The sequence below is a fragment of the Pseudomonas sp. FG13 genome (genome assembly GCF_057809755.1).
Genome location: NZ_JBMDKO010000006.1, coordinates 227,569 through 254,189 on the forward strand (window position 1 = coordinate 227,569; position 26,621 = coordinate 254,189).

General features: G+C 61.2%; 22 protein-coding genes. 18 read left to right on the forward strand and 4 right to left on the reverse strand.

The features are described 5' to 3' along the window. Positions 1–597: a DUF924 family protein gene (locus ACODTO_RS08555; protein WP_464710184.1), complete on the forward strand. Its 597-nt coding sequence runs from the start codon at positions 1–3 to the stop codon at positions 595–597. Between the two features lie 123 nt (positions 598–720). Here ACODTO_RS08555 and ACODTO_RS08560 read toward each other — a convergent pair whose 3' ends face one another. Next, positions 721–2,613 carry a methyl-accepting chemotaxis protein gene (locus ACODTO_RS08560; protein ID WP_489106283.1) on the reverse strand — a complete coding sequence of 631 codons (1,893 nt, stop codon included), beginning with the start codon at positions 2,611–2,613 and terminating at the stop codon, positions 721–723. Positions 2,614–2,896: 283 nt separating this feature from the next. Between ACODTO_RS08560 and ACODTO_RS08565 the strand changes: the two genes are divergently transcribed. Both ACODTO_RS08565 and ACODTO_RS08570 read left to right on the forward strand, forming a co-directional pair. Then, positions 2,897–3,151, forward strand: coding sequence for an outer membrane protein assembly factor BamE domain-containing protein (locus tag ACODTO_RS08565; protein ID WP_024778082.1), 255 nt, complete (start codon positions 2,897–2,899; stop codon positions 3,149–3,151). 31 nt (positions 3,152–3,182) lie between these two features. After that, positions 3,183–3,752 (forward strand): lipocalin family protein, encoded by a 570-nt coding sequence (locus tag ACODTO_RS08570; RefSeq protein ID WP_139646426.1) that lies wholly within the window; start codon positions 3,183–3,185, stop codon positions 3,750–3,752. A 121-nt stretch (positions 3,753–3,873) separates the two neighbouring features. Here ACODTO_RS08570 and ACODTO_RS08575 read toward each other — a convergent pair whose 3' ends face one another. Further along, positions 3,874–5,238: a formimidoylglutamate deiminase gene (locus ACODTO_RS08575; RefSeq protein WP_489106284.1), complete on the reverse strand. Its 1,365-nt coding sequence runs from the start codon at positions 5,236–5,238 to the stop codon at positions 3,874–3,876. A gap of 105 nt (positions 5,239–5,343) precedes the next feature. Between ACODTO_RS08575 and hutC the strand changes: the two genes are divergently transcribed. From hutC to hutG, 11 genes are all read left to right on the forward strand, one after another. Next, positions 5,344–6,093 carry a histidine utilization transcriptional repressor HutC gene (hutC, locus tag ACODTO_RS08580; protein WP_024778085.1) on the forward strand — a complete coding sequence of 250 codons (750 nt, stop codon included), beginning with the start codon at positions 5,344–5,346 and terminating at the stop codon, positions 6,091–6,093. Then, entirely contained in the window at positions 6,090–6,659 is a 570-nt protein-coding gene (locus tag ACODTO_RS08585; protein WP_489106285.1) for a HutD/Ves family protein, read from the forward strand. The genes hutC and ACODTO_RS08585 overlap by 4 nt, the downstream gene beginning before the upstream one ends. 473 nt (positions 6,660–7,132) lie before the next feature. Further along, the gene (gene hutU / locus ACODTO_RS08590; RefSeq protein WP_175361869.1) at positions 7,133–8,821 is read left to right on the forward strand and encodes a urocanate hydratase; all 1,689 of its coding nucleotides are present in this window, start codon (positions 7,133–7,135) and stop codon (positions 8,819–8,821) included. Between the two features lie 164 nt (positions 8,822–8,985). Next, on the forward strand, positions 8,986–10,452 hold the full coding sequence (locus tag ACODTO_RS08595) for a purine-cytosine permease family protein (protein ID WP_139646434.1): 1,467 nt from the start codon (positions 8,986–8,988) through the stop codon (positions 10,450–10,452). A gap of 69 nt (positions 10,453–10,521) precedes the next feature. Continuing rightward, positions 10,522–11,490: an ABC transporter substrate-binding protein gene (locus ACODTO_RS08600; protein WP_139646436.1), complete on the forward strand. Its 969-nt coding sequence runs from the start codon at positions 10,522–10,524 to the stop codon at positions 11,488–11,490. Positions 11,491–11,561: 71 nt separating this feature from the next. After that, the gene (locus ACODTO_RS08605) at positions 11,562–12,413 is read left to right on the forward strand and encodes an ABC transporter permease (protein WP_041024738.1); all 852 of its coding nucleotides are present in this window, start codon (positions 11,562–11,564) and stop codon (positions 12,411–12,413) included. Then, positions 12,410–13,240 carry a quaternary amine ABC transporter ATP-binding protein gene (locus ACODTO_RS08610; protein ID WP_139646438.1) on the forward strand — a complete coding sequence of 277 codons (831 nt, stop codon included), beginning with the start codon at positions 12,410–12,412 and terminating at the stop codon, positions 13,238–13,240. Before ACODTO_RS08605 ends, ACODTO_RS08610 begins: the two co-directional genes overlap by 4 nt. A gap of 164 nt (positions 13,241–13,404) precedes the next feature. After that, positions 13,405–14,928 carry a histidine ammonia-lyase gene (hutH, locus tag ACODTO_RS08615; protein ID WP_489106286.1) on the forward strand — a complete coding sequence of 508 codons (1,524 nt, stop codon included), beginning with the start codon at positions 13,405–13,407 and terminating at the stop codon, positions 14,926–14,928. Between the two features lie 131 nt (positions 14,929–15,059). Continuing rightward, positions 15,060–16,598, forward strand: a complete 1,539-nt coding sequence (gene hutH, locus ACODTO_RS08620) for a histidine ammonia-lyase (RefSeq protein ID WP_489106287.1) — start codon at positions 15,060–15,062, stop codon at positions 16,596–16,598. A gap of 130 nt (positions 16,599–16,728) precedes the next feature. Continuing rightward, a complete protein-coding gene (hutI, locus tag ACODTO_RS08625; protein ID WP_464710188.1) occupies positions 16,729–17,931 on the forward strand; it encodes an imidazolonepropionase in 1,203 nt (400 codons plus the stop codon). An 11-nt stretch (positions 17,932–17,942) separates the two neighbouring features. Next, positions 17,943–18,746: an N-formylglutamate deformylase gene (gene hutG, locus ACODTO_RS08630; RefSeq protein WP_489106288.1), complete on the forward strand. Its 804-nt coding sequence runs from the start codon at positions 17,943–17,945 to the stop codon at positions 18,744–18,746. 9 nt (positions 18,747–18,755) lie between these two features. On the opposite strand, the gene ACODTO_RS08635 is transcribed toward hutG, so the two are convergent. After that, entirely contained in the window at positions 18,756–19,259 is a 504-nt protein-coding gene (locus tag ACODTO_RS08635; RefSeq protein WP_175384590.1) for a hypothetical protein, read from the reverse strand. A 344-nt stretch (positions 19,260–19,603) separates the two neighbouring features. On the opposite strand from ACODTO_RS08635, the gene pip reads away from it, so the two are divergent. The 4 genes from pip to mdoH all read left to right on the forward strand — a co-directional run bounded on the left by pip (position 19,604) and on the right by mdoH (position 25,671). Continuing rightward, on the forward strand, positions 19,604–20,575 hold the full coding sequence (gene pip / locus ACODTO_RS08640) for a prolyl aminopeptidase (protein WP_489106289.1): 972 nt from the start codon (positions 19,604–19,606) through the stop codon (positions 20,573–20,575). Next, on the forward strand, positions 20,572–21,009 hold the full coding sequence (dtd, locus tag ACODTO_RS08645) for a D-aminoacyl-tRNA deacylase (protein WP_139646457.1): 438 nt from the start codon (positions 20,572–20,574) through the stop codon (positions 21,007–21,009). The genes pip and dtd overlap by 4 nt, the downstream gene beginning before the upstream one ends. Positions 21,010–21,359: 350 nt before the next feature. Then, entirely contained in the window at positions 21,360–23,102 is a 1,743-nt protein-coding gene (locus tag ACODTO_RS08650) for a glucan biosynthesis protein G (RefSeq protein ID WP_175384591.1), read from the forward strand. Further along, complete coding sequence (gene mdoH, locus ACODTO_RS08655; protein ID WP_489106290.1) at positions 23,095–25,671, forward strand: glucans biosynthesis glucosyltransferase MdoH; 2,577 nt, start codon at positions 23,095–23,097, stop codon at positions 25,669–25,671. The genes ACODTO_RS08650 and mdoH overlap by 8 nt, the downstream gene beginning before the upstream one ends. 190 nt (positions 25,672–25,861) lie before the next feature. Here the strand turns inward: mdoH and ACODTO_RS08660 are convergent, their stop codons facing one another. After that, positions 25,862–26,233: a DUF6124 family protein gene (locus ACODTO_RS08660; RefSeq protein WP_464710193.1), complete on the reverse strand. Its 372-nt coding sequence runs from the start codon at positions 26,231–26,233 to the stop codon at positions 25,862–25,864. Positions 26,234–26,621: the final 388 nt, after the last annotated feature.

Genomic DNA, 26,621 nt, shown 5'->3' on the forward strand with positions numbered 1-26,621 from the left:
ATGGCCGAGCCTTGGCAGCCGTTACTCGACTGGTGGTTTGGTTCAGCCGATACACCGAACGAAATAGCGGCCGACAAGAACAGCCTGTGGTTTGGCAAACACCATGATCGCCAGGCGCGCGAGCGTTTTGGCGATCTGGTCGATCAGGCACTGGCCGGCGGATTGACCGACTGGGCGCAACGCCCGGAAGGTTGGCTGGCCCTGGTGGTGCTGCTCGATCAGTTCCCGCGGATGATTTTTCGCGACACACCCAAGGCCTTCTCCGGCGATCTTCTCGCCCAAGCGTTGGTGGCCCAAGGGCTGGCGGCGGGTTTCGACCGGCAACTCAAGCCCATCCAGCGTGTATTCATCTACCTGGTGCTCGAGCACTGTGAAAACCTCGCGGTGCAGAATGAGGCCGTGTCCCGGTTTATCGACCTGGCCCGAGAACAGCCGGAAGCGGAGCGGGCGGTGTTCGAAAACAATCTGGACTATGCCGAACGGCATCAGAAAATCATTGCCCGGTTTGGACGGTTTCCCCATCGCAACGCAGTGTTGGGGCGGGCGTCTACGGCTGAGGAAGTGGAGTTTTTGAAGGGGCCGGGGTCTAAATTCTGATTTCGCGGTGAGGCGGGTGCCGTCTTCGCGGGCAAGCCCGCTCCCACAGTTGACCGAGTTCCGTCGGAAGAAACTCAATCGACTGTGGGAGCGAGCCTGCTCGCGATAGGGCCCGCAAGAGCACTAGATCCGGAAGCTGCCCACCAACTGCTTCAAGCGCGCCGCCTGCTGCTCAAGGTCGGTACAAGCCCGCAATGTGGCTTGCAGGTTTTCCACGCCTTCCTGGTTCAGCGTGTTGATCTCGGAGATGTCGACGTTGATCGACTCCACCACGGCGGTCTGCTCTTCGGTGGCGGTGGCCACGGACTGGTTCATGCCGTCGATCTCTCCGATGCGTTGGGTCACGCTGCCCAGGCGCTCGCCGGCCTGGTTGGCGATGCCGACACTGCTTTCGCTCTGGCGCTGGCTGTCGGTCATGATCAGCACCGCTTCCCGTGCGCCGACTTGCAACTCTTCGATCATCTTCTGTACTTGCTGCGCCGAATCCTGGGTGCGGTGGGCCAGGTTGCGCACTTCATCGGCCACCACGGCGAAACCGCGCCCGGCTTCACCCGCGCGGGCCGCTTCGATGGCAGCGTTCAGGGCGAGCAGGTTGGTTTGCTGGGAAATGCTGGTGATGACCTCGAGGATCTGGCCGATGTTCACCGTGTTGCTGTTCAGGGTTTCGATGTTGCCGCAGGAGTCGCTGATCTTGGCCGACAGCTGCTGCATGGCGGTGATGGTCTTATCCACCACCTGTTGACCTTCTTCGGCCAGGTTGCGGGCGTCGCTGGAGTGTTGCGAGGCAAGGGCGGCGTTCTGGGCGATTTCCTGGGCGGCGGCGCCGAGCTGGTTGATGGCCGCCGCCACGCTGCTGGTGCGTGAGGCTTGCTGGTCGGAATTGAACATCGATGAGTTGGAGGCGCTGACCACACGCAGCGCTACTTCGTTGACCTGGCCGGTGGCCGAGGCCACTTCACGGATCGAAGTGTGGATGCGTTCGACGAAACGGTTGAAGGAGGTACCCAGGGCACCGAACTCGTCCTGGCCGTGAATGGTCAGGCGTCGGGTCAGGTCACCTTCACCTTCGGCAATGTCATGCATCGCACGGCCCATGGTCAGCAGCGGTTGCATCAGCACGCGGATCAACATGCCCAGCAGGGTGATGATGAACACCACGGCAATGATCATGGCGACCAGCGCCGAGGTACGGAACTCGCTGAGCATGGCCAGCGCGGTGTCCTTGTCGAGTACCAGTGCCACGTACCAGTCGGCGCCCGGCACGCCGTTGACCCGGGTGAACGAGATGAATTGGGTCTTGCCGTCGAGTTCGACTTCTTTCATGCCCGGGCTGACCTGCGGTGCCCCGTTGGGGTAGGCCTCGGCCAGGGTCTTGAGGATGCGTTTGCTGTCGGGATGGATCAGGATCTTGCCATCGGCGCTGACGATGAACGCATGGCCGTGGCCGCCGAAGTTCAGCGAGTTGATGATGGCGCTGATGCTCGACAGGTCGATGTCCGCACCCGCCACGCCGATCATCTGGTTCTGTCGCTGTACCGGGGTCGCGACGGTGATGACCAGTTTGCCCGACGAGGCGGCAATGTAGGGTTCGGTAACGATGGTTTGCTGTGCGCTGTTGGCGGCCTTGTACCAGCCACGGGCGCGAGGATCGTAGTCGGCGGCGCGATTGCCGGCCGGCACGGAGAACATTACACCGTCGACGCCACCGAAGTAGCTGAGCTGGAAGTTGCCAGTATAGGCGGGCAGGTCGATGGCTCGCTTGAGGCTGGCAGCGCTGTTGCCGTCCACGGCGATCTGCTGGGCCAGCGATTGGAGTAATTGGATACGACCGTCGACCCACGTCTGGATATTACGGCTGGTCAGGTTGCCGAGTTCCTGCATGGAAGTTTCGGTGCTGTTGCGCAGGCTTTGACGCTGACGATAGTCGTTGAACAGGATGAAACAGGCGAACGCAACGGCTACCACAAGGGCTGCGGCCAGCAGGATTTTGTGGCTGAATTTCATGTTTCTGGTCATTAAGAACGCTACCGCATAGGAGCTGGTCAGGAAGGGGCGTCAATTTGCCATAAGGCAGGGTTTCGCGCTGTTCTTTTATCGGCCTGAGAGCGCCGGGATTCAGGCGTCAACGAGGTAAAACCGACGAAATGCACGACGGCATCACAAACTTGTTGATTTACCGACGAACTACCTGCTTTTACTCCAATAAATACCGGGTTGCGCGGGGAACCAGATAGGGGTTTTCTCTTCTAAGCTTCAGGTTGGCACCCTGCCACCTCCCTTCCGCTCCAGGAGTTTCACGATGTCCCTGCGATCTATCGCGTTGTTGTCTTTGTGCGTCTTGTTGACCGCATGCAGCAAGGTCAACCAGGAAAACTATTCGAAGCTGTCAGCCGGCATGTCCAAGGCCGAAGTCGAGACGTTACTGGGGAAACCGACCGACTGTTCGGGCGCGCTCGGCATGTCCAGTTGCACCTGGGGCGATCAGAAAAGCTTTATCAGCGTGCAGTATGCCGGTGAGAAGGTGTTGATGTTTTCCGGCCAAGGCCTGAAGTAAACCGGGGCCACGTGCCCGCGGGAGAAAAATAATGATGCGGTTATTGTTAGTGCTTTTGGCTGGCCTGGTATTGGCCGGCTGTGCCACTTCTGGCGAAGACCCGTTGGCGCCCAAGACCGTCAACAGCGTCAATCTCAAGCGTTACCAAGGGACCTGGTACGAGTTGGCTCGCCTGCCAATGTATTTCCAGCGCAACTGCGCGCAATCGGAAGCCCATTACACCCTCAAGCCTGACGGCAACATGGGGGTGTTCAATCGCTGCCTGACCTCTGACTGGAAGTGGGAAGAAGCCAAGGGCACCGCTACGCCACAGGTCCCGGGCAAGACCGACAAGCTCTGGGTCGAGTTCGACACCTGGGTCTCGCGGATCCTGCCAGGTGTATCGAAGGGACAGTATTGGGTGTTGTACGTCAGCGATGACTACAAGACCGCCATTGTCGGCGACCCTAGCCGGCGCTACATGTGGTTGTTGTCCCGTACGCCGACGGTCAACAGTGTGGTGCGCGAAGAACTGCTGAGCAAGGCACGCCAGCAGGGCTATGACACGACACGACTGATCTGGCGCGCCTCGGATCGGCAGATGGCCAAGACGTCGGACTGACGGCCAGGAAATAACCCTGTGGGAGCGAGCCTGCTCGCGATGACGGGCCTTCAGTCAACATCTCTGTTGAATGTGGAGGCCTCATCGCGAGCAGGCTCGCTCCCACAAGGGGGATTTGCGGTCAGCCTAGAAGCTCACGCAATACCTGGGTAAATGCTCGGGCGCTGTCCTCTTCCGCGGCGTGATGCCCGTTACGCACCACCCACTTGCCGCCCACCATGACATCCCGCACCTGGCGATCACCGCCGGCAAACAGCCAGCGATTGAGGATGCCGTCGCCCTGGGCCGTGGCCAGGTAAGGGTCGTTGCCATCGAGTACCAGCCAGTCGGCACGCTTGCCGATTTCTAGGGCACCGATGGGTTGCCCCAATGCCCGGGCGCCACCGTCCAGTGCCGCATCGAACAACGTGCGGCCGACCATCGGCTGATCTGCCCGATACAGGCGGTTACGTCGTTGATCCCGCAGGCGCTGGCCGTATTCCAGCCAACGTAACTCTTCTACCACGCTCAATGACACGTGGCTGTCGGAGCCGATACCCAGGCGTCCGCCCTGGGCGAGGTAGTCCACCGCCGGGAAAATACCGTCGCCCAGGTTGGCTTCGGTGGTCAGGCACAGGCCGGCAATTGCCCGGCTCCTGGCCATGAGGCTGACTTCATGGGCATTGGCGTGGGTGGCGTGGACCAGGCACCAGCGCTGATCCACCTCGGTGTTTTCATACAACCATTGCAGCGGACGGGCACCGCTCCAGCTCAGGCAATCGTCGACTTCCTTCTGCTGCTCGGCGATGTGGATATGCACAGGGCAGTGGGCGTCGCTGGCGGCCAGTACCTCCTGGATCTGTCCGGGCGTGACGGCGCGCAGGGAGTGGAAACATAGCCCCAGCGTCTGCAGCGGTTGCCCGGCCAGGATCGGTTGCAAGCGAGATTGGAGCTTCAAGTAGTTCTCGGTGCTGTTGATGAACCGACGCTGCCCTTCATTGGGTGCCTGGCCACCAAAACCCGAATGGCTGTAGAGCACCGGTAGCAGCGTCAGCCCGATACCAGCAGTGTTGGCGGCGTGACTGATGCGCAAGGCCAGCTCCGCCGGGTCGGCGTAGGGCGTGCCGTCGGTGTCGTGGTGTACGTAATGGAATTCGGCGACCGAGGTGTAACCGGCCTTGAGCATTTCGATGTACAGCTGTCGGGCAATGATGCCGAGTTGGTCGGGGCTGATTTTTCCGACCAGGCGGTACATCAGGTCGCGCCAGGTCCAGAAACTGTCGTTGGGATTGCCCGCCACTTCCGCCAGGCCGGCCATGGCCCGCTGGAACGCGTGGGAGTGCAGGTTCGGCATACCCGGCAACAGCGGACCGTCCAGCCGTTCGGCGCCGTCTGCGTGGGAGCCGGCCTGGATATGGGTCAGGACGCCTTGGGCGTCGACTTCAAGACGTACATCATTGGCCCATCCACTAGGCAACAGCGCGCGTTCGGCAAAGAAGGCGGACATGGTTCAACCTCATTGTGCGTAATTTGTATATACATATACAGACGTTTGCCTGCCCGGTAAACTCCGGCAAGCTAGCAATCTTTATAAGCAGAACAGGGAACCGCCGTGCCGACTCCGCCTGCCAAACCGCCGCTGGCCTCAAACCTGGGTGACAGTCCGGCACCCTTGTATGCCCGCGTCAAACAGATGATCACCCAGCAGATCGACAGTGGAAACTGGCCGCCGCATTACCGTGTGCCGTCGGAAAGCGAACTGGTCAATCAGTTGGGCTTCAGCCGCATGACCATCAACCGTGCCCTGCGGGAAATGACCGCCGATGGCCTGTTGGTGCGTATGCAGGGCGTCGGCACGTTCGTCGCCGAACCCAAGAGCCAGTCCGCGCTGTTCGAAGTGCACAACATCGCCGACGAGATTGCCTCTCGCGGCCATCGCCACACCTGCAAGGTCATCACCCTTGAAGAAGAGGCTGCCGGTTCCGAGCGGGCCCTGGCCTTGGACATGCGTGAAGGCCAGAAGGTGTTCCACTCGCTGATCGTGCATTTCGAAAACGACATTCCGGTGCAGATCGAAGACCGCTTCGTCAACGCGTTGGTGGCGCCCGACTACCTCAAGCAGGACTTCACCCTGCAGACACCCTACGCCTATCTGAACCAGGTCGCGCCGCTGACCGAAGGCGAGCATGTTGTGGAAGCGATCCTCGCCGAGCCCAATGAATGCAAGTTACTGCAGATCGAAAAGGGCGAACCGTGCCTGCTGATCCGCCGTCGTACCTGGTCCGGGCGTCAGCCTGTTACCGCCGCACGGCTGATTCATCCGGGTTCCCGTCATAGTCTGGAAGGGCGATTTCATAAGTGAGTGACTTGAAAGTTCTGCGCGCGGTGGATTACCCGCGTATGCCATGGAAAAATGGCGGTGGCAGCACCGAGGAAATCACCCGTGACGCTGGTACCGGCCTGGAAGGTTTCGGCTGGCGTCTGTCGATTGCCGATATCGGTGAGTCGGGCGGTTTTTCCACCTTTGCCGGTTACGAACGCGTCATCAGCGTCTTGCAGGGCGATGGCATGAGCCTGACCGTCGATGGTCAGGTCACGCGGCCGTTGCATCCCCTGGACCCTTTCGCGTTCAGCGGTGAGAGCCACGTTCATTGCACGTTGCTGGGCGGACCGATTCGTGACTTCAACCTGATCTATTCGCCCCAGCGTTACCGGGCACGGTTACAGTGGCTGGCGGACGAGCAGCGGTTCTTCAGTGAAGCGGGGACGGTGCTGGTGTTCAGTGCCGACCCGGCGCTGCACGTCAAGATCGGCGAGTCCACCGCGGAACTGGCCCTATACGATTGTTTGCAATTGAGCGGTAACACCGGGCTGCTGGAAGTTTTCACGGACGGCCAGTGCTGCGTGATCGAACTGACTGCCCGCTAGTCTCAGTGGTGCCTCCTTGTGGCGAGGGGATTTATCCCCGCTGGGTCGCGGAGCGACCCCAAATCAGTTGGCTCCGAAGCTGTTGAGTGGCACCAAGAGGGGCCGCTTCGCAGCCCAGCGGGGATAAATCCCCTCGCCACAAAAGCACGCCTTACTGTTTCTTCAGTCGCACCAATTTGTTACCGAATGCCCCAGCGTGGCGCAACGCCACGCTTCTGTCCCTCTCATCCTCACCTCTGTAAATCCCCCTCCGAAAAATTAATCCGCTTCTGCAGCCCTTCAATTCCGCGCTTTCCAGCCATTTCAAAAAAGATTCCTGAATGCACCTTCAGTAAGTTGGCCGCTTGATTGCATATGCTTGTACATACAAGTAAAGACGTATGCGTATGAGTCATCGATATTCAACGCAACGTTCGTTAAATCGCTGCCCACTGCCCGGGCTGGTCTGGATTGATCGCTGAGGAGTTTTTGCTGTGACCGACGCTACCCGCAAACCCGAAAAATACCGTGACGTTGAAATTCGCGCCCCTCGCGGTAATACGCTGACCGCCAAGAGCTGGCTGACTGAAGCGCCGCTGCGCATGCTGATGAACAACCTCGATCCGCAAGTGGCCGAGAACCCCAAGGAGCTGGTGGTCTACGGTGGCATCGGCCGCGCGGCGCGCAACTGGGAGTGCTACGACAAGATCGTCGAAAGCCTCACCAACCTGAACGACGACGAAACCCTGCTGGTGCAATCCGGCAAGCCGGTGGGCGTGTTCAAGACCCACACGAATGCCCCCCGTGTGCTGATCGCCAACTCCAACCTGGTACCGCACTGGGCCAGTTGGGAACACTTCAACGAGCTCGACGCCAAGGGCCTGGCCATGTACGGCCAGATGACTGCCGGCAGCTGGATCTACATCGGCAGCCAGGGCATCGTGCAGGGTACCTATGAAACCTTCGTCGAAGCCGGTCGCCAGCACTACGACTCCAACCTCAAGGGCCGTTGGGTCCTGACCGCCGGCCTGGGCGGCATGGGCGGCGCACAACCGTTGGCTGCGACACTGGCCGGCGCTTGCTCGCTGAACATTGAATGCCAGCAGGTCAGTATCGATTTCCGTCTCAAGACCCGTTACGTCGACGAGCAGGCCACCGACCTGGATGATGCCCTGGCCCGTATCGAGAAATACACCGCCGAAGGCAAGGCAATCTCCATCGCACTGTGCGGGAACGCCGCTGAAATCCTGCCGGAAATGGTCCGTCGCGGTGTGCGGCCGGACATGGTCACCGACCAGACCAGCGCCCACGACCCACTCAACGGTTACCTGCCGGCTGGCTGGACCTGGGACGAGTACCGTGCCCGCGCCAAGACCGAACCCGCCGCCGTGGTGAAAGCCGCCAAGCAATCGATGGCGGTGCACGTGAAAGCCATGCTGGCCTTCCAGAAAATGGGCGTGCCGACCTTCGACTACGGCAACAACATCCGTCAGATGGCCCAGGAAGAAGGCGTCGAGAATGCCTTCGACTTCCCAGGCTTCGTGCCGGCGTATATCCGTCCGCTGTTTTGCCGCGGCATCGGTCCGTTCCGTTGGGCCGCGCTGTCGGGTGACCCGCAGGACATCTACAAGACCGACGCCAAGGTCAAGGAACTGATCCCTGACGACGCCCACCTGCACAACTGGTTGGACATGGCCCGCGAGCGCATCAGCTTCCAGGGTCTGCCGGCACGTATCTGCTGGGTCGGCCTGGGCCAACGCGCCAAGCTGGGCCTGGCGTTCAACGAAATGGTGCGCAGCGGTGAGCTGTCGGCACCGATCGTGATTGGCCGCGATCACCTGGACTCCGGTTCCGTGTCCAGCCCCAACCGTGAAACCGAATCCATGCAGGACGGCTCCGACGCGGTCTCCGACTGGCCGTTGCTCAACGCCTTGCTCAACACCGCCAGCGGCGCGACCTGGGTATCGCTGCACCACGGTGGCGGCGTCGGCATGGGCTTCTCCCAGCACTCGGGCATGGTGATCGTCTGCGATGGTACCGATGAGGCGGCCGAGCGAATCGCTCGCGTACTGCACAACGACCCGGCTACCGGTGTGATGCGTCATGCCGATGCCGGTTACCAGATTGCGATCGACTGCGCCAAGGAACAGGGCCTGAACTTGCCGATGATTACCGGCAAGTAACGCAGGACCCCTTGTGGGAGCGAGCCTGCTCGCGATGAGGGAGTGTCAGTTAACAACACTGCAACTGACCCACCGCTATCGTCGGATCGCCGCCCGGAGCAGGCTCGCTCCCACAGAAAAGCAACACCAGAGTCACCACCAGAACAATCCACAGAGGTTGAACCATGGCCGTCAGTAGCACACGTGCAAGCAGCAAGCCGTTGATCGAGAAGCGTTCGATCGACTACATCCCGGAAGCGGAGAGACACGGTCGATTGTTGAGCCAGTTCACCCTCTGGATGGGGGCCAACCTGCAAATCACTGCCATTGTCACCGGTGCGTTGGCGGTGGTGCTGGGCGGTGATGTGTTCTGGTCGTTGATCGGTTTGCTGATCGGCCAACTGCTCGGCGGTGGCGTCATGGCGTTGCATGCCGCGCAAGGACCCAAGCTTGGCCTGCCGCAGATGATTTCCAGCCGGGTGCAGTTCGGTGTATATGGCGCGGCCATCCCGATTGTCCTGGTGTGCCTGATGTACCTGGGTTTCACCGCCACGGGAACTGTGCTTTCCGGCCAGGCGCTGGGCCAGTTGTTTGGCGTCAGTGACAGTGTCGGGATCCTCATTTTCGCCAGTGTCATCGTGCTGGTCACGGTGCTCGGTTATCGGGTGATCCACTTCATTGGCCGTGTCGCCAGCATTATTGGTGTGATCGCTTTTGTTTACCTGTTCGCTCGCCTGATCAGCCAGACAGACGTTGGCGCACTCCTGCAAATCCGCCATTTCAGCTGGAGCAGCTTCCTGCTCGCGGTGTCGCTCGCGGCATCCTGGCAGATCGCCTTCGGCCCCTACGTGGCTGACTATTCGCGTTACCTGCCGAGCAAGACGTCCTCGGTGAAAACCTTTTTCGCCGCGGGCGCCGGTTCGGTCATCGGCGCCCAGGTGGCGATGATCCTCGGCGTATTCGCCGCCGCCTCGGCCAACGGACAGTTCGCGGGTCACGAAGTGGCCTACATCGTTGGCCTGGGAGGGACCGGCGCCACCGCTGCGCTGCTGTACTTCAGCATCGCCTTCGGCAAGGTCACCATTTCCACGCTGAACTCCTACGGCAGCTTCATGTGCATTGCGACCATCATCAGCGGTTTCCGTGGCCAGCTGAACGTAACGCGCTTGCAGCGGCTGGTGTTCGTGCTGGTGATCGTCGGCGCCGCGACCCTGATCGCGTTGCTCGGCCAGCACTCGTTCCTCGGTGCCTTCAAGTCTTTCATCCTGTTCTTGCTGGCGTTCTTTACGCCCTGGAGCGCGATCAACCTGGTGGACTACTACTGCATCACTCGCGAGCGCTATGACGTACCGGCACTGGCCGACTCGAACGGTCGCTATGGTCGTTGGAATGCTCTCGGTATCAGCGTTTATGCGTTGGGTGTACTGGTTCAATTGCCGTTCATCTCCACCAAGTTCTACACCGGGCCGCTGGTGGCAGCGATGGGGGATGTGGATATCTCGTGGATCATCGGCCTGGTGGTGCCGGCGGCGCTGTATTACGTCGCGGCGAAGAAATGGCACAGCGCTGTACCCGATCAATTGATCCTGCCAGTCGAGCAGGACGCGGTTGACGCACAACCGAGCAGGGCGGGCCGCATCCAAGCGGTCTGATAGGACGTTGACAGGGCTGGATGCCTCTTGACTGCCGTAAGCCAATTCACTGATTAGGAGCGTCACACAATGAAATCGAACAAGACCCTGCTGACCACTTTGCTTTCCATGGGCCTGCTGGCCAGCGCCGGCGCCACCCAGGCGGCGGGTTGGTGCGAGTCGGGCAAACCGGTGAAATTCGCCGGCCTGAACTGGGAAAGCGCCATGCTGCTGACCGACGTCCTGCAAGTGGTGTTGGAAAAAGGCTACGACTGCAAGACCGACAGCCTGCCGGGCAACTCCATCACCATGGAAAACGCCCTGAGCAGCAACGACATCCAAGTGTTTGCCGAAGAATGGGTCGGCCGCAGCGAAGTCTGGAACAAGGCCGAGAAGGCCGGCAAAGTGGTCGGCGTCGGTGCGCCGGTGGTGGGTGCCATCGAAGGCTGGTACGTGCCGCGCTACGTGGTTGAAGGCGACGCCAAGCGCAAGCTGGAAGCCAAGGCCCCGGGCCTGAAGAACATCGCCGACCTGGGTCAGTACGCCGCCGTGTTCAAGGACCCGGAAGAACCGTCCAAGGGCCGTTTCTACAACTGCCCGGCCGGTTGGACCTGTGAGCTGGACAACAGCGAAATGCTGAAAAGCTATGGCCTGGAAAATACCTACACCAACTTCCGTCCAGGTACCGGGCCGGCGTTGGATGCGGCCGTGTTGTCGAGCTACAAGCGTGGCGAGCCGATCCTGTTCTACTACTGGTCGCCAACCCCGTTGATGGGCCAGGTGGACCTGGTAAAACTGGAAGAAAAACCGGGTGTGGATAAAAGCGTGAGCATCAAGGTCGGCCTGTCCAAGACCTTCCACGATGAGGCCCCGGAACTGGTGGCTGTGCTGGAAAAGGTCAACCTGCCCATCGATATCCTGAACCAGAACCTCGGACGCATGGCCAAAGAGCGGATCGAGTCGCCGAAACTGGCGAAGATCTTCCTGAAGGAACATCCTGAAGTCTGGCACGCCTGGGTGAGCGCAGACGCTGCCAAGAAAATCGACGCGGCTCTGTAGGTCGAATACCTCCCGGCCACCCCTTGGGCTGGCCGGGACATTCACCGCATCCCCCTGATCGAGAGTCTCTTATGTTTCCCGAAAGCTTTACCTTTTCCATCGCCGACTGGGTCAACGGCTGGGTCGACGCCCTGGTGACGAATTATGGCGATGTGTTCCGGCACATCTCCGATACCCTGCTGTGGGCCATCGTCAATCTCGAAGGCCTGCTGCGCATGGCGCCCTGGTGGTTGATGCTGGCCATCGTCGGTGGCATTGCCTGGCACGCCACCCGCAAGGTCGTGGCCACGGCGGTGATCGTCGGCCTGCTGTTTCTGGTGGGCGCGGTGGGCCTGTGGGACAAACTGATGCAGACCCTCGCGCTGATGCTGGTGGCGACGTTGATTTCGGTATTGATCGGCATCCCGCTGGGCATTCTTTCGGCACGCAGCAATCGCCTGCGTTCGGTGCTGATGCCGTTGCTGGACATCATGCAGACCATGCCGAGCTTCGTGTACCTGATTCCTGTGTTGATGCTGTTCGGCCTGGGCAAGGTCCCGGCGATCTTCGCCACCGTGATCTATGCCGCGCCGCCCCTGATTCGTCTCACCGACCTGGGCATCCGCCAGGTAGACGGCGAAGTGATGGAGGCCATCAACGCTTTCGGTGCCAACCGCTGGCAACAACTGTTCGGCGTGCAACTGCCCCTGGCCCTGCCGAGCATCATGGCCGGGATCAACCAGACCACCATGATGGCCCTGTCGATGGTGGTCATCGCCTCGATGATCGGCGCCCGTGGCCTGGGTGAGGACGTGCTGGTGGGCATCCAGACCCTCAACGTCGGACGCGGCCTGGAAGCCGGGCTGGCGATTGTGATTCTCGCCGTGGTCATCGACCGCATTACCCAGGCCTATGGTCGTCCTCGGCATGAGGTGAGCAAATGAACAACGCAACCATCAGCAAAATCGAAGTCAAGAACGTCTTCAAGATTTTCGGCAACCGGTCCAAGGACGCCTTGGACCTGATCCGCCAGAACAAGACCAAGGACCAGGTGCTGGCCGAAACCGGCTGCGTGGTCGGTGTGAACGACCTGTCGCTGAGCATCGGTACCGGTGAGATCTTCGTGATCATGGGCCTGTCCGGCTCCGGCAAATCCACCCTGGTGCGGCACTTCAATCGCCTGATCGATCCCACCAGCGGCGCGATCCTGGTGGACGGCGAAGACATCCTGCAACTGGACATGGACGCCCTGCGTGAATTCCGTCGGCACAAGATCAGCATGGTGTTCCAGAGCTTCGGCCTGCTGCCCCACAAGAGTGTGCTGGACAACGTCGCCTACGGCTTGAAGGTCCGCGGCGAGAGCAAACAAGTGTGTGCCGAGCGCGCGCTGCACTGGATCAACACCGTGGGCCTGAAGGGCTACGAAAACAAATACCCGCACCAGCTCTCCGGCGGCATGCGCCAGCGCGTAGGCCTGGCACGTGCCTTGGCGGCGGATACCGACATCATCCTCATGGACGAAGCCTTCAGTGCCCTCGACCCGCTGATCCGCGCCGAAATGCAGGATCAGTTGCTGGAACTGCAAAAGACCCTGCACAAGACCATCGTCTTCATTACCCACGACCTCGACGAGGCCGTGCGCATCGGCAACCGTATCGCGATTCTCAAGGACGGCAAGCTGATCCAGGTCGGCACACCCCGGGAGATCCTGCATTCGCCGGCCGATGAGTACGTCGATCGGTTCGTGCAGCGGCGGGCGGCGGTGGTGTAGGGCGGGCCGGTCACAAAGTCTGTGGGAGCAAAGCTTGCTCGCGATACAGGCACCTCGGTTCCAGAGAGAGCGCATTGGATTCATCGCGGGCAAGCCTTGCTCCCACGGATAATCCCGCTGCGACTCAAGGGTGTTGGCAACTTAATATGTGTATGAGGCTTTAGATGTCCCAGGCTGAAAAAATCATCATCGCCGACGCCCCCCTGCGTTGGCAGGACGTGGTCGCCGTCGCTCGCTTCGGTGCCGAGCTTGAGCTGTCGGCCCAGGCCTGGGCGCGGATCGACAATGCCCAGGCCATCGTGCAGCGCATCGTCGAAAGCGGCGAGCGCGCCTATGGCGTCAACACCGGCCTGGGGGCCTTGTGCAATGTGTCGCTCAAGGATGAACAGCTCAGCCAACTGTCGCGCAACACCCTGCTCAGCCATGCCTGTGGCGTGGGCGCGCCGCTGGCGGACGAACAGACCCGGGCGATTCTCTGCGCTGCCATCCTCAACTACAGCCAGGGCAAGTCCGGCATTCATCGTCGGGTGGTCGAAGCCTTGCTGGCGCTGCTCAATCGCGGCATCACCCCACAAGTGCCGTCCCAGGGATCGGTGGGTTACCTGACCCACATGGCTCACATCAGCATTGCGCTGCTGGGCGTCGGCCAGGTCAGCTATCGCGGCCAGATCGTCGCGGCGCAACAGGCCCTGGCCGCAGAAGGCTTGCAACCGGTTCAACTGGGGGCAAAGGACGGCCTGTGCCTGGTCAACGGTACGCCGTGCATGACCGGCCTCAGTTGCCTGGCCCTGGCCGATGCGACGCGGCTGGTGCAATGGGCCGATGTGATCGGCGCCATGAGTTTCGAGGCCCAGCGTGGACAGATTGCCGCGTTCGACGCCGAGATCATCGCCCTCAAGCCGCACCCCGGCATGCAGCAGGTCGGTACCAATCTGCGGGCCTTGCTCGATGGCAGCGAAGTCATCGCCGCGAGCCTGAGCATTCGCACCCAGGATGCCTTGAGCATCCGCTCGATTCCCCAGGTGCACGGCGCTGCTCGCGATCAACTGGCCCATGCGCGGCAGCAAATCGAAACCGAACTCAACGCTGCCACCGATAACCCGCTGTTGCTGGGCACGCCGGATAACTTCCGGGTCATGTCCCAGGCCAACCCCCACGGTCAGTCGGTGGCCCTGGCGGCGGATCTGCTGGCGATTGCCATGGCGGAAATCGGCTCCATCGCCGAGCGCCGTCTCGACCGGTTGATCAACCCGCATGTCAGCGGACTGCCGGCCTTTCTGGTGGCCAATCCCGGCGTGAACTCGGGGATGATGATCGTGCAGTACGTCGCCGCCTCCTTGTGCGCGGAGAATCGCCAGTTGGCGCAACCGGCGGTGCTCGATAATTACGTGACCTCGGGCTTGCAGGAAGATCACTTGAGCCTGGGCACCAACGCGGCCCTGAAGCTGCACAGGGCGTTGGAAAACTGTACGCAGATTCTCGCCATCGAATACCTGCTGGCGGCCCAGGCCTTTGAATTCCTCAAGGCACAGCGCTTCGGCGCCGGCACCGGTATCGCCTGGCAATTGCTGCGTGAGCGCGTTGCTGCCTATGACCAGGACCGCTGGCTGGCGCCGGACATTGCCAGCGCCGCCGGGCTGCTTAAAGACCCGAACCTGCTGCACAGCGTGTTACCGAATTTGAATTGATCGAAAAAAAGCGCCAGCGTGCCAAGGCACCCCCTGCCCAAAAAGCATCGCTCAAAAAGCGAGGGTGACGGATAACGGAACATTCCGGAGCGACTGGCGAGTTAAAAAAAAACTCTCAAAAGGAGCAATAAATGACTGCCTTAAACCTGATTCCCGGTCAATTGAGCCTGGCTCAATTGCGCGACATCTATCAGCAACCGGTGACCCTGAGCCTCGATGCCAGCGCTTCGGCACAAATCGAAGCCAGCGTGGCGTGCGTGGAGCAGATCCTCGCCGAGAACCGTACCGCCTACGGCATCAACACCGGTTTCGGTCTGCTGGCCTCGACCCGTATCGCCAGCGAAGACCTGGAAAACCTGCAGCGCTCCCTGGTGCTGTCCCATGCCGCTGGCGTGGGCGAGCCGATCAGCGATGCGCTGGTGCGCTTGATCATGGTGCTCAAGGTCAACAGCCTGAGTCGGGGTTTTTCCGGTATTCGCCGACAAGTGATCGATGCGCTGATCGCGCTGGTCAATGCCGAGGTCTATCCGCACATCCCGCTCAAGGGCTCGGTCGGTGCTTCCGGCGACCTGGCACCGTTGGCCCACATGTCCCTGGTGTTGCTGGGTGAAGGCAAGGCGCGCTACAAAGGTGAATGGCTGCCGGCCGTCGACGCGCTGAAAATCGCCGGTCTCGCACCGCTGACCCTGGCCGCCAAAGAAGGCCTGGCGCTGCTCAACGGCACCCAGGTGTCCACCGCATTTGCCCTGCGTGGCCTGTTCGAGGGTGAAGACCTGTTTGCCGGTGCCCTGGCCCTGGGCAGCCTCACGGTGGAAGCCGTGCTTGGCTCCCGCTCGCCATTCGACCCGCGTATCCACGCCGCCCGTGGCCAGAAGGGCCAGATCGATGCCGCCGCCGCGTACCGCGATCTGCTGGGCGAGCGCAGCGAAGTGTCCGCTTCGCACCAGAACTGCGACAAGGTCCAGGATCCGTACTCCCTGCGTTGCCAGCCGCAAGTGATGGGCGCCTGCCTGACCCAGTTCCGCCAGGCGGCCGAAGTGCTGGTGATCGAGGCCAACGCCGTCTCGGATAACCCGTTGGTGTTCGCCGCCGAAGGCGATGTGATTTCCGGCGGCAACTTCCACGCCGAACCCGTGGCGATGGCCGCTGACAACATGGCCCTGGCGATTGCCGAAATCGGCTCCCTGAGCGAGCGTCGCATTTCCCTGATGATGGACAAGCACATGTCGCAGTTGCCACCGTTCCTGGTGGGTAATGGCGGGGTCAATTCCGGCTTCATGATCGCCCAGGTCACCGCGGCTGCTCTGGCGAGTGAGAACAAGGCGTTGTCCCATCCTCACTCGGTGGACAGCCTGCCGACCTCCGCCAACCAGGAAGACCACGTGTCCATGGCCCCGGCCGCCGGCAAGCGCCTGTGGGAAATGGCCGAGAACACCCGTGGCATCCTGGCGGTGGAATGGCTGGCGGCTTGCCAGGGCCTGGACCTGCGAGGTGGCTTGAAGACCTCCGCCAAACTGGAGCAGGTCCGCAGCATTCTGCGTGCCGAAGTGCCGTTCTATGAGAAGGACCGGTTCTTTGCGCCAGACATCAATGCCGCCAGTGAGCTGTTGGCGAGCCGTTGCCTGAACGAGCTGGTCATGGCGAACCTGTTACCGAGTTTCCAAGGCTGACTCGATCGTTCCCACGCTCTGCGTGGGAATGCTTCATGGGACGCTCTGCGTCCCGCTCGACAAGGGACGCGGAGCGTCCCGGACTGCATTCCCACGCAAAGCGTGGGAACGATCCTGACGGAGGACGTCAATGAAAACCCTCTGGCAAAACTGCCACGCCGCCACCATGGCCCAGGGCGTCTACTCGATCATCGAAGATGCCGCCATCGTCACCCACGGTGAACACATCCACTGGATCGGCCCGCGCGCGGAACTGCCGGCTGGTGACTATCCGGCGGTCAACGACCTCAAGGGCGCGTGGGTCACCCCGGGCCTGATCGACTGCCACACCCACACGGTGTTCGGCGGTAACCGTAGCGGTGAATTCGAACAACGCCTGCAGGGCGTCAGCTATGCCGATATCGCAGCGGCCGGTGGCGGCATCGCCAGCACGGTGCGCGCCACCCGAGCTGCCAGTGAGGACGAACTGTTCGCCAGCGCCGCCAAGCGTCTGAGAAGCCTGATGCGTGATGGCGTGACCACGGTGGAAATCAAGTCCGGTTATGGCCTGGACCTGGCCAACGAACGCAAGATGTTGCGGGTCGCCCGCCGTCTCGCTGCCGAACTGCCGGTCAGTGTGCGTAGCACCTGCCTGGCTGCCCACGCGTTGCCGCCGGAATACGCCGACCGCGCCGACGACTACATCGAACACATCTGTGCCGAAATGCTCCCGGCCCTGGCGGCCGAAGGGCTGGTGGACGCGGTGGATGCCTTCTGCGAGTACCTGGCGTTTTCCCCGGCGCAGGTCGAGCGGGTGTTCGTCACCGCGCAACAACTGGGCTTGCCGGTGAAGCTGCACGCCGAGCAATTGTCATCGTTGCACGGTTCGAGCCTGGCGGCCCGTTACCAGGCGTTGTCGGCGGATCACCTGGAGTTCATGACCGAGGACGATGCCATCGCCATGGCTGAGTCCGGCACCGTGGCCGTGCTGCTGCCGGGTGCGTTTTACTTTCTTCGGGAAACCCAACTGCCGCCGATGGACGCCCTGCGCAAGCACGGCGTGAAGATCGCCGTGGCCAGCGACCTCAACCCCGGCACCTCGCCGGCGCTGTCGGTGCGCCTGATGTTGAACATGGCATGCACCTGCTTCCGGATGACTCCGGAGGAAGCCTTGGCTGGTGCAACGATCCATGCCGCCCAGGCCTTGGGCATGGCCCGTACCCATGGTTCGCTGGAGGTCGGCAAGGTGGCGGATTTTGTCGCCTGGCACATCGACCGTCCGGCCGACCTTTCGTACTGGCTGGGTGGTGAACTGGAAAAACGCGTCGTGCGCCACGGCGTTGAAATCGCTTGAGGAGAATGCTTGTGGAGAAGGTCTTGAATTTCACCCAGGGACGCGTGCCGTTGTTGATCAGCATGCCTCACGCGGGCCTGCGCCTGACCCCGGCAGTGAAGACCGGGTTGATCGATGAAGCCCAGAGCCTGCCGGACACCGACTGGCACATTCCCAAGCTCTACGATTTTGCCGCTGAGCTGGGCGCCAGTACCCTGTCCGCCGAATACTCACGGTTCGTCGTCGACCTGAACCGACCCTCCGACGACACACCGATGTACGTCGGCGCCACCACTGGCCTGTACCCGGCGACGCTGTTCGATGGCGTGCCGCTGTTTCGCGAAGGGCTGGTACCCTCGGCGGAGGAACGGGCCATGTACCTGCAGCAGATCTGGATGCCGTATCACCAGGCCCTGCAACAGGAGCTGGCGCGGCTCAAGGCCGAGTTCGGCTACGCCTTGCTGTTCGACGCCCATTCGATCCGTTCGGTGATCCCGCACCTGTTCGACGGCAAGCTGCCGGACTTCAACCTCGGCACCTTCAACGGCGCCAGCTGCGACCCGGTGCTGGCGAGCCAGCTCGAAGCCATCTGTGCCCGTCACGGCGCATTCACCCATGTGCTCAACGGGCGTTTCAAGGGCGGACACATCACCCGGCATTACGGCAACCCGGCCGAAAACATCCATGCGGTGCAACTGGAGCTGTGCCAGAGCACCTACATGGAAGAGTTCGAACCGTTCAACTATCGGGAAGACCGGGCGGCCCCGACCCGGGTTGTCCTCCGAGAGCTGCTTGAGGGCCTGCTGGCCTGGGGGCGCCAGCAGTACAAGCGGTGAAAGTGTGGCTTACGATGCTCTCGAATCGACGGCAGGATCGAAGCCATACACGTCAAACGCCCCTCTGATGTTGAAGCGGCCGTTGTCCGGGGGCGGATTCTTTACGTTGAAGTTGAAGATCCCGGACATGCGATGTTCATGCAGGGGCGGCATGAACAGGATTTCTCCGTCGGTGCAGGGATATTGGTAGGGCGTATCCACCTCCTTGTCCTCGTCGTCGGGGCTGTCTTCGAACCTGTAGTAGCAGGCGCTGTCCGGCATGACTTCGGGGATTTCCAGAGGCGGATGCAGTTGCCGACTGCCGACGACATCGGTCCTCGGCAAATAGAACTGGATCGTGCGGGTCTCGTTGCTTTGGGTCTGCGGGTTGATGCTGTCCTGGTAGCCTTTGATCATCCAAACGATTTCACCTGACGGCGTAATGTAGTCGTGCATTTTCATCCGGTTGGCTTTGAAGTCCTCTGTGTGGTCGGAAAAACTCAGAATGGCGATGAATAGGTTTTGATTGCTCATGATCAACGTCCTGTCATGTGCCTCGCTCCGCAGGCTTGCGGAGATGAGCGGAATCATTTAACGACTCGGAACAGGGACCGACTACTGTCAACTCTGACAGTGGTTGGTGAACCCGGGGCAGATGGCGACCTGTTGTGGCGAGGGCACCTATCCCGCTGGACTGCATGGCGGCCCCCAGTGAGCGGGGCCGCTTTGCGACTCAGCGGGGATGAATCCCCTCGCCACAGCGTTCTCTATTGTTTGGGCGAGGGGCATGCTCATTAAGGTAATTCGGGTTTATGATGCCTGACGGCAGATTAAATAGAGTCCCTACAGGGATGACTCGACCCCTTACGGAGCGCCCAATGCAGACTTTGTACCCGCAGATCAAACCCCATGCCCGGCACGATCTGGCTGTCGATGACACCCACACGCTCTATGTCGATGAAAGTGGCTCTCCGGAAGGCCTGCCGGTGGTGTTCATTCACGGTGGTCCGGGCGCGGGTTGCGACGCGCAGAGCCGTCGCTACTTCGATCCGAACCTGTACCGCATTGTTACTTTCGATCAGCGCGGCTGTGGTCGTTCCACGCCCCACGCCAGCCTGGAAAACAATACCACCTGGGATCTGGTTGAAGACCTGGAGCGCATCCGCAAGCACTTGGGCATCGAGAAATGGGTACTGTTCGGCGGCTCCTGGGGTTCTACCCTGGCCCTGGCCTACGCCCAGACCCATCCGGAGCGGGTCCACGGCCTGATCCTGCGTGGGATCTTTCTCTGCCGCCCCCAGGAAATCGAGTGGTTCTATCAGGCTGGCGCCAGTCGCCTGTTCCCCGATTACTGGCAGGATTACATTGCACCCATTCCCCTGGATGAGCGCGACGACCTGCTCAGCGCCTTCCACAAGCGCCTGACCGGCAATGACCAGATCGCCCAGATGCACGCAGCCAAGGCCTGGTCCATCTGGGAGGGTCGTACAGCGACCTTGCGTCCGAACCCGCTGGTGGTCGACCGCTTCTCCGAGCCGCAGCGTGCGCTGTCGATTGCCCGCATCGAATGCCATTACTTCACCAACAACGCCTTCCTCGAACCCAACCAGCTGATTCGCGACATGGACAAGATCGCCCATTTGCCGGGCGTCATCGTGCATGGTCGCTATGACGTGATCTGCCCGCTGGACAATGCCTGGGAGCTGCATCAGAACTGGCCCAACAGCGAACTGCAGGTGATCCGCGATGCCGGTCATGCGGCGTCGGAGCCGGGTATTACCGACGCACTGGTGCGCGCCGCCGGCCAAATGGCCCGGCGCTTGCTCGACCTGCCGCCCGAAGAAGCATGAAGGGGCTGTTGCAACGGGTCCGTGGTGCCCGGGTGGAGGTCGCGGGCGATATCGTGGGGGCCGTGGACCAGGGTTTACTGGTCCTGGTGGCGGTCGAACCCGAGGATACCCGGGCCAGCGCCGACAAGCTCTTGCACAAGCTGCTTAACTACAGGGTGTTCAGTGACGCCGACGGCAAGATGAACCTGTCCCTGGCGGATGTCGGGGGTGGTCTGTTGCTGGTGTCACAGTTCACCCTGGCGGCGGACACCAAGAGCGGTTTGCGCCCGAGTTTTTCGACGGCCGCGCCTCCGGCACTGGGAGAGGAGCTGTTCACCTACCTTGTCAATCAGGCGAAAGAGGTGCATGGCACTGTGGCATCAGGTAGATTCGGCGCCGACATGCAAGTGCATCTGGTCAATGATGGCCCGGTAACCTTCTTGTTACAGGTCTGAAAGCGTTTGAAACACCTTTTCGGTTCTGTTTCGAGGTTAAACAGGGAGTTTTCTCGATAAATACTTTGTTGCCCCTGATGCGTTGTCACGCGGCCTGCTAGATAATCGCGCGCTACGGGGGATCGGCGTTCGCTGGTCCATTTGACTTAGGTAGAGAGTTGTCCTGAGCCGTTTGGGGAATCATTTTGCCCCATCGGAGTCGGAACAATGCTCGCCAACTTGGCAAGAGTGCTCCGCAAGGTCGGTTTTTCAATGCCGTTACCAAGCGGATACTTTATCTGGCCGTTGGTTTTTTGATCTGTTTTCGGCGAGGGTTGCTCGTGATTGTTAGTCCCTGTAATGCACCAAAAATGTCTGCCAAACGGTTTAAAAGCGCTCTGGTAGCGGGCTCGGCGCTGTTGTGCCTGCTCGGTGCGGGCCAACTGTGGGCATTCAGCCTGGATGATGTATCGGCGAAGGCTAAAGAACTGGCCGGGCAAAAATTCGAAGCCCCGCGCAGCAATCTGCCGAACGAATTTCGCGAGATGAAATTCGGCGACTATCAAAAAATCCGTTTCCGCACCGAAAAAGCCGAATGGGCCGACCAGAAGACGCCGTTCAGGCTGTCGTTCTATCACCAGGGCATGCACTTCGATACGCCGGTGAAAATCAACGAAATCACCGCGACCAACGTCGAAGAAATCAAATACGACCCGACGCGCTTCGATTTCGGCGACGTCCAGTTCGATCCGAAGTCCACCGAGCAATTGGGCTACGCGGGTTTCCGCGTGTTGTACCCGATCAACAAGGCCGACAAGCAGGACGAAATCATGACCATGCTGGGCGCGAGCTATTTCCGCGTCATCGGCAAGGGCCAGACTTACGGCTTGTCCGCCCGCGGCATGGCGATCGATACCGCATTGCCGTCCGGTGAAGAATTCCCGCGTTTTCGCGAGTTCTGGATCCAGCGTCCGAAACCCACCGACAAGCACCTGGTGATCTTCGCTCTGCTGGATTCGCCTCGGGCCACCGGCGCCTACCGCCTGACCCTGCGTCCGGGTACCGACACTGTCGTCGACGTGAAAGCGCGCATGTTCCTGCGTGACCGCGTCAACAAGCTGGGTGTCGCCCCGCTGACCAGCATGTACCTGTTCGGCGCCAACCAGCCGTCCAAGGTGCTGAACTACCGCCGCGAGCTGCACGATTCCAGCGGCCTGTCGATTCACGCTGGCAACGGCGAGTGGATCTGGCGTCCGCTGAACAACCCGAAACACCTGGCCGTGAGCAACTTCTCGGTGGAAAACCCACGCGGTTTCGGCCTGCTGCAACGTGGTCGTGACTTCAGTCATTACGAAGACCTGGACGACCGCTACGACAAGCGTCCAAGCGCCTGGATCGAACCGAAAGGCGACTGGGGCAAGGGTTCTGTCGATCTGGTGGAAATCCCGACCGCTGACGAAACCAACGACAACATCGTTGCCTTCTGGAGCCCGGAAAAACTGCCTGAGCCAGGCCAGCCACTGGACTTCGCCTATCGCCTGCACTGGACGCTGGACGAAGCCAGCTTGCACTCGCCGGACAGCGCCTGGGTCAAGCAGACCCTGCGCTCCACGGGCGATGTGAAGCAATCCAACCTGATTCGCCAGCCGGACGGCAGCGTCGCCTATCTGGTGGATTTCGAAGGTCCATCCCTGCAGGCTCTGCCGGAAGACGCCGAAGTGCGTAGCCAGGTGAGCGTCGGCGATAACGCCGAGGTCGTCGAGAACAGTGTGCGCTACAACCCTGAAACCAAGGGCTGGCGCCTGACCTTGCGCTTGAAGATCAAGGATGCGAAGCAGGCGACCGAAATGCGCGCGGCGCTGGTCCGTCCGTTGACGCCTGTCGAAGCACCAGCCGCGTCGCATTCCGTGACCGCTACCCTGGCCAAGGCCGACAAGATCGCCAAGCAACAAGGCGAGAAAGAAGCAGAAAAAACCAAAGAACAAGCCAAAGAAGAAGCCAAGGCTGTCAAGGCGTCCGACGCCGCCGAGGCGACCCCAACCCCGCAGGAACCGGAACCGACTGAACAAGTCCTGACCGAGACCTGGAGCTATCAGTTGCCAGCCGATGAGTAATACGCCAGTACCGCCAGAGACGCTCAGCGAATATCTGGCCCATTTGCCAATGACCGACCAGCAGCGCGCCGAGTTGGCGGGCTGCAGGTCCTTCAGCGAGTTGCATGAACGTCTTTCGTCTTCGACCTTTGACGTTGACGATTCCGCCGAGGCGGCGCAAGCCTCGGTGGGGCGTCGCCTGGTCCTGAGCACTGCCGAAGAGCTCGAGGATGCGGAGATGCTGGGGCTCGACTCCAGCGGTCGCGTGCGTCTCAAGGCCACGCCGCCGATTCGTCGGACCAAAGTCGTGCCGGAACCATGGCGCACCAACATCCTGGTGCGCGGCTGGCGACGGATGACCGGTCGCACCAACCCGCCGAAGCCGCCCAAGGATGAGCGGGTGCTGCCCCATGCCCGTTGGCGCACCGTGGGTTCGATCCGCCGTTATATCCTGCTCATCCTCATGCTTGGCCAGACCATCGTTGCCGGCTGGTACATGAAAGGCATCATGCCGTACCAGGGCTGGTCGTTCGTGGACCTGGAGGAAGTCCTGCACCAACCGTTGCTGCAGACAGCCACGCAAGTGCTGCCGTATGCCCTGCAAACCAGCATCCTGATCCTGTTCGGGATCCTGTTCTGCTGGGTATCGGCCGGTTTCTGGACTGCGCTGATGGGCTTTCTGGAACTGCTCACCGGTCACGACAAGTACCGCATTTCCGGTGCCAGCGCCGGCAACGAGCCGATTCCCAAGGACGCCCGCACCGCCCTGGTGATGCCGATCTGCAACGAAGACGTACCCCGTGTGTTTGCCGGCTTGCGCGCGACCTTCGAGTCGGTGAAGGCCACCGGCGACCTGGATCGTTTTGACTTCTTCGTGCTCAGCGACAGTAACGAGACCGATATCTGCGTCGCCGAACAGCAGGCCTGGCTGGACGTCTGCCGCGAAGCCGGCGGCCTGGGCAAGATCTTCTATCGTCGTCGCCGTCGTCGCGTGAAGCGCAAGAGCGGCAACCTCGACGACTTCTGCCGTCGTTGGGGCAGCGACTACAAGTACATGGTCGTGCTCGACGCCGACAGCGTCATGAGCGGCGAGTGTCTGACCAGCCTGGTGCGCCTGATGGAAGCCACGCCGGACGCGGGCATCATCCAGACCGCGCCAAAGGCCTCGGGCATGGACACGCTGTATGCGCGCATGCAGCAGTTCGCCACCCGGGTGTACGGTCCGCTGTTCACCGCCGGCCTGCACTTCTGGCAGTTGGGCGAATCCCACTACTGGGGCCACAACGCGATCATTCGCATGAAGCCGTTCATCGAGCACTGCGCCCTGGCGCCGTTGCCGGGCAAAGGTGCGTTCGCCGGTGCGATCCTGTCTCACGACTTCGTCGAAGCGGCGCTGATGCGCCGTGCCGGCTGGGGCGTGTGGATCGCCTATGACCTGCCTGGCAGCTACGAAGAGTTGCCGCCGAACCTGTTGGACGAGCTCAAGCGTGACCGTCGTTGGTGCCACGGCAACCTGATGAACTTCCGGCTGTTCCTGGTCAAGGGCATGCACCCGGTGCACCGTGCGGTGTTCCTGACCGGGGTGATGTCCTACCTGTCGGCGCCGTTGTGGTTCTTCTTCCTGGTGCTGTCCACTGCGTTGTTGGCGGTGAACACGCTGATGGAGCCGCAGTACTTCCTTGAGCCGCGCCAGCTGTATCCGCTCTGGCCGCAATGGCATCCAGAGAAGGCCATCGCCCTGTTCTCCACCACGATCGTGCTGCTGTTCCTGCCCAAGCTGTTGAGCATTGTCCTGATCTGGGCCAAAGGCGCGAAGGAGTTCGGTGGCAAGTTCAAGGTGACGCTGTCGATGCTGCTGGAGATGCTGTTCTCCATGTTGCTGGCGCCGGTGCGGATGATTTTCCACACCCGTTTCGTGCTCGCCGCGTTCCTGGGCTGGGCCGCCACCTGGAACTCGCCGCAACGTGATGACGACTCGACGCCCTGGAGCGAAGCGGTCAAGCGCCACGGCCCGCAGACCCTGCTGGGCTTCTTCTGGGCACTGCTGGTGATCTGGTTGAACCCGAGCTTCCTGTGGTGGCTGGTGCCGATCGTCGGTTCGCTGATGCTGTCGATCCCGGTGTCGGTGATCTCCAGCCGTGTAGGCCTGGGCTTGAAGTCCCGTGATGAAAGCCTGTTCCTGATCCCTGAGGAATACGCGCCACCACAGGAGCTGGTGTCGACCGACCAGTACACCCATGAGAACCGTTGGCATGCATTGAACGACGGCTTCATTCGCGCGGTGGTCGATCCTCAGCAAAACGCCCTGGCGTGTGCGTTGGCGACGTCCCGGCACGGCCAGGCCGAGCCGATCGAATGGCTGCGGGTCGAACGTGTTCGTCACGCCTTGAAGGTCGGCCCGAGCGGGCTCAACAACGGTGAGCGACTGGCACTGTTGAGCGATCCGGTGGCCCTGTCCCGACTGCACGAGCAGATCTGGAGCGAAGGCCATCCCGAATGGCTGGCGGCATGGCGCGCATCGGTCAAGGCCGATCCCCATGCACCGCTGCTACCGCTTCAGCCGGTGAGCGCACAGACTCAAGTGGCCTGATGCGCAAAAAGCCCCGCTTCCGAAAAGGAAGCGGGGCTTTTTGTTGGGTGTCTTGTGAGCACCACCCCTGTGGCGAGGGGATTTATCCCCGCTGGGCTGCGTAGCAGCCCCTCAACCTGTCTGACACACCGCATGCCCAGATTCAGGGGCGCTTCGCACCCCAGCGGGGATAAATCCCCTCGCCACAACATCACTCGGCTTCAGCTCGTGGATCGACCCGATCCAGTGCCCGATTCGCCAGCAAACCACTCAACTCGATCAACTGCTGAAGACCCAAGGCAAAATGCCGCCGCGAGCCATCCAGCTCGAACGCCAGGTCGCTGGCCATAACATTGGCAGAAGCCAGGGTCTCGCTGAGGTTGGCCAGCAGACACTCGGTGTCGATATCGTCCACAACGGTGAAGAGCTGACCAGGGGGCGGCGCGTTGTCGGGTTCCGCCTGTTTCGGTTTCAGGTAGAAATCCAATGCCCGCTCGGTGGCTTCCTGGAGTTTTTCGGGGTCGAGGCCGGTGTAGGAAGAGGCTGGGTCCGTTTCCGGAGGATTGGGTGTGATCTTGAACATGGTGATGCTCCTAGGGTAATGGAGCCGCCAGAATTCGCTGCTAAACAAAAAAGGTGGCGACTGTACGCGGGTTAGCAGACCGGCCCCTAGAACCCGGCAGACCCTGAGGTCTCCCACGCACAACCGCCATGACATAGACGTGTAGACACTGAAGTCTGAACACGAATGTGGAGAACTGTACGTCTAGGATTATCCGAGCTGCTAAACCCGATCGCTGAACCGACAGCGACCCGCAAACAATAGGATCCAGACCCCAAGCGCACAAGCCGGCGGATTCTGGCGCAGTTGTAGGCAACGGCGCAAGACGATGTAGCCCTGCTCAACTCCCGACAACAGCACCCAATCCTGTGGGAGCGAGCCTGCTCGCGATGAACGATAACGCGGTCTG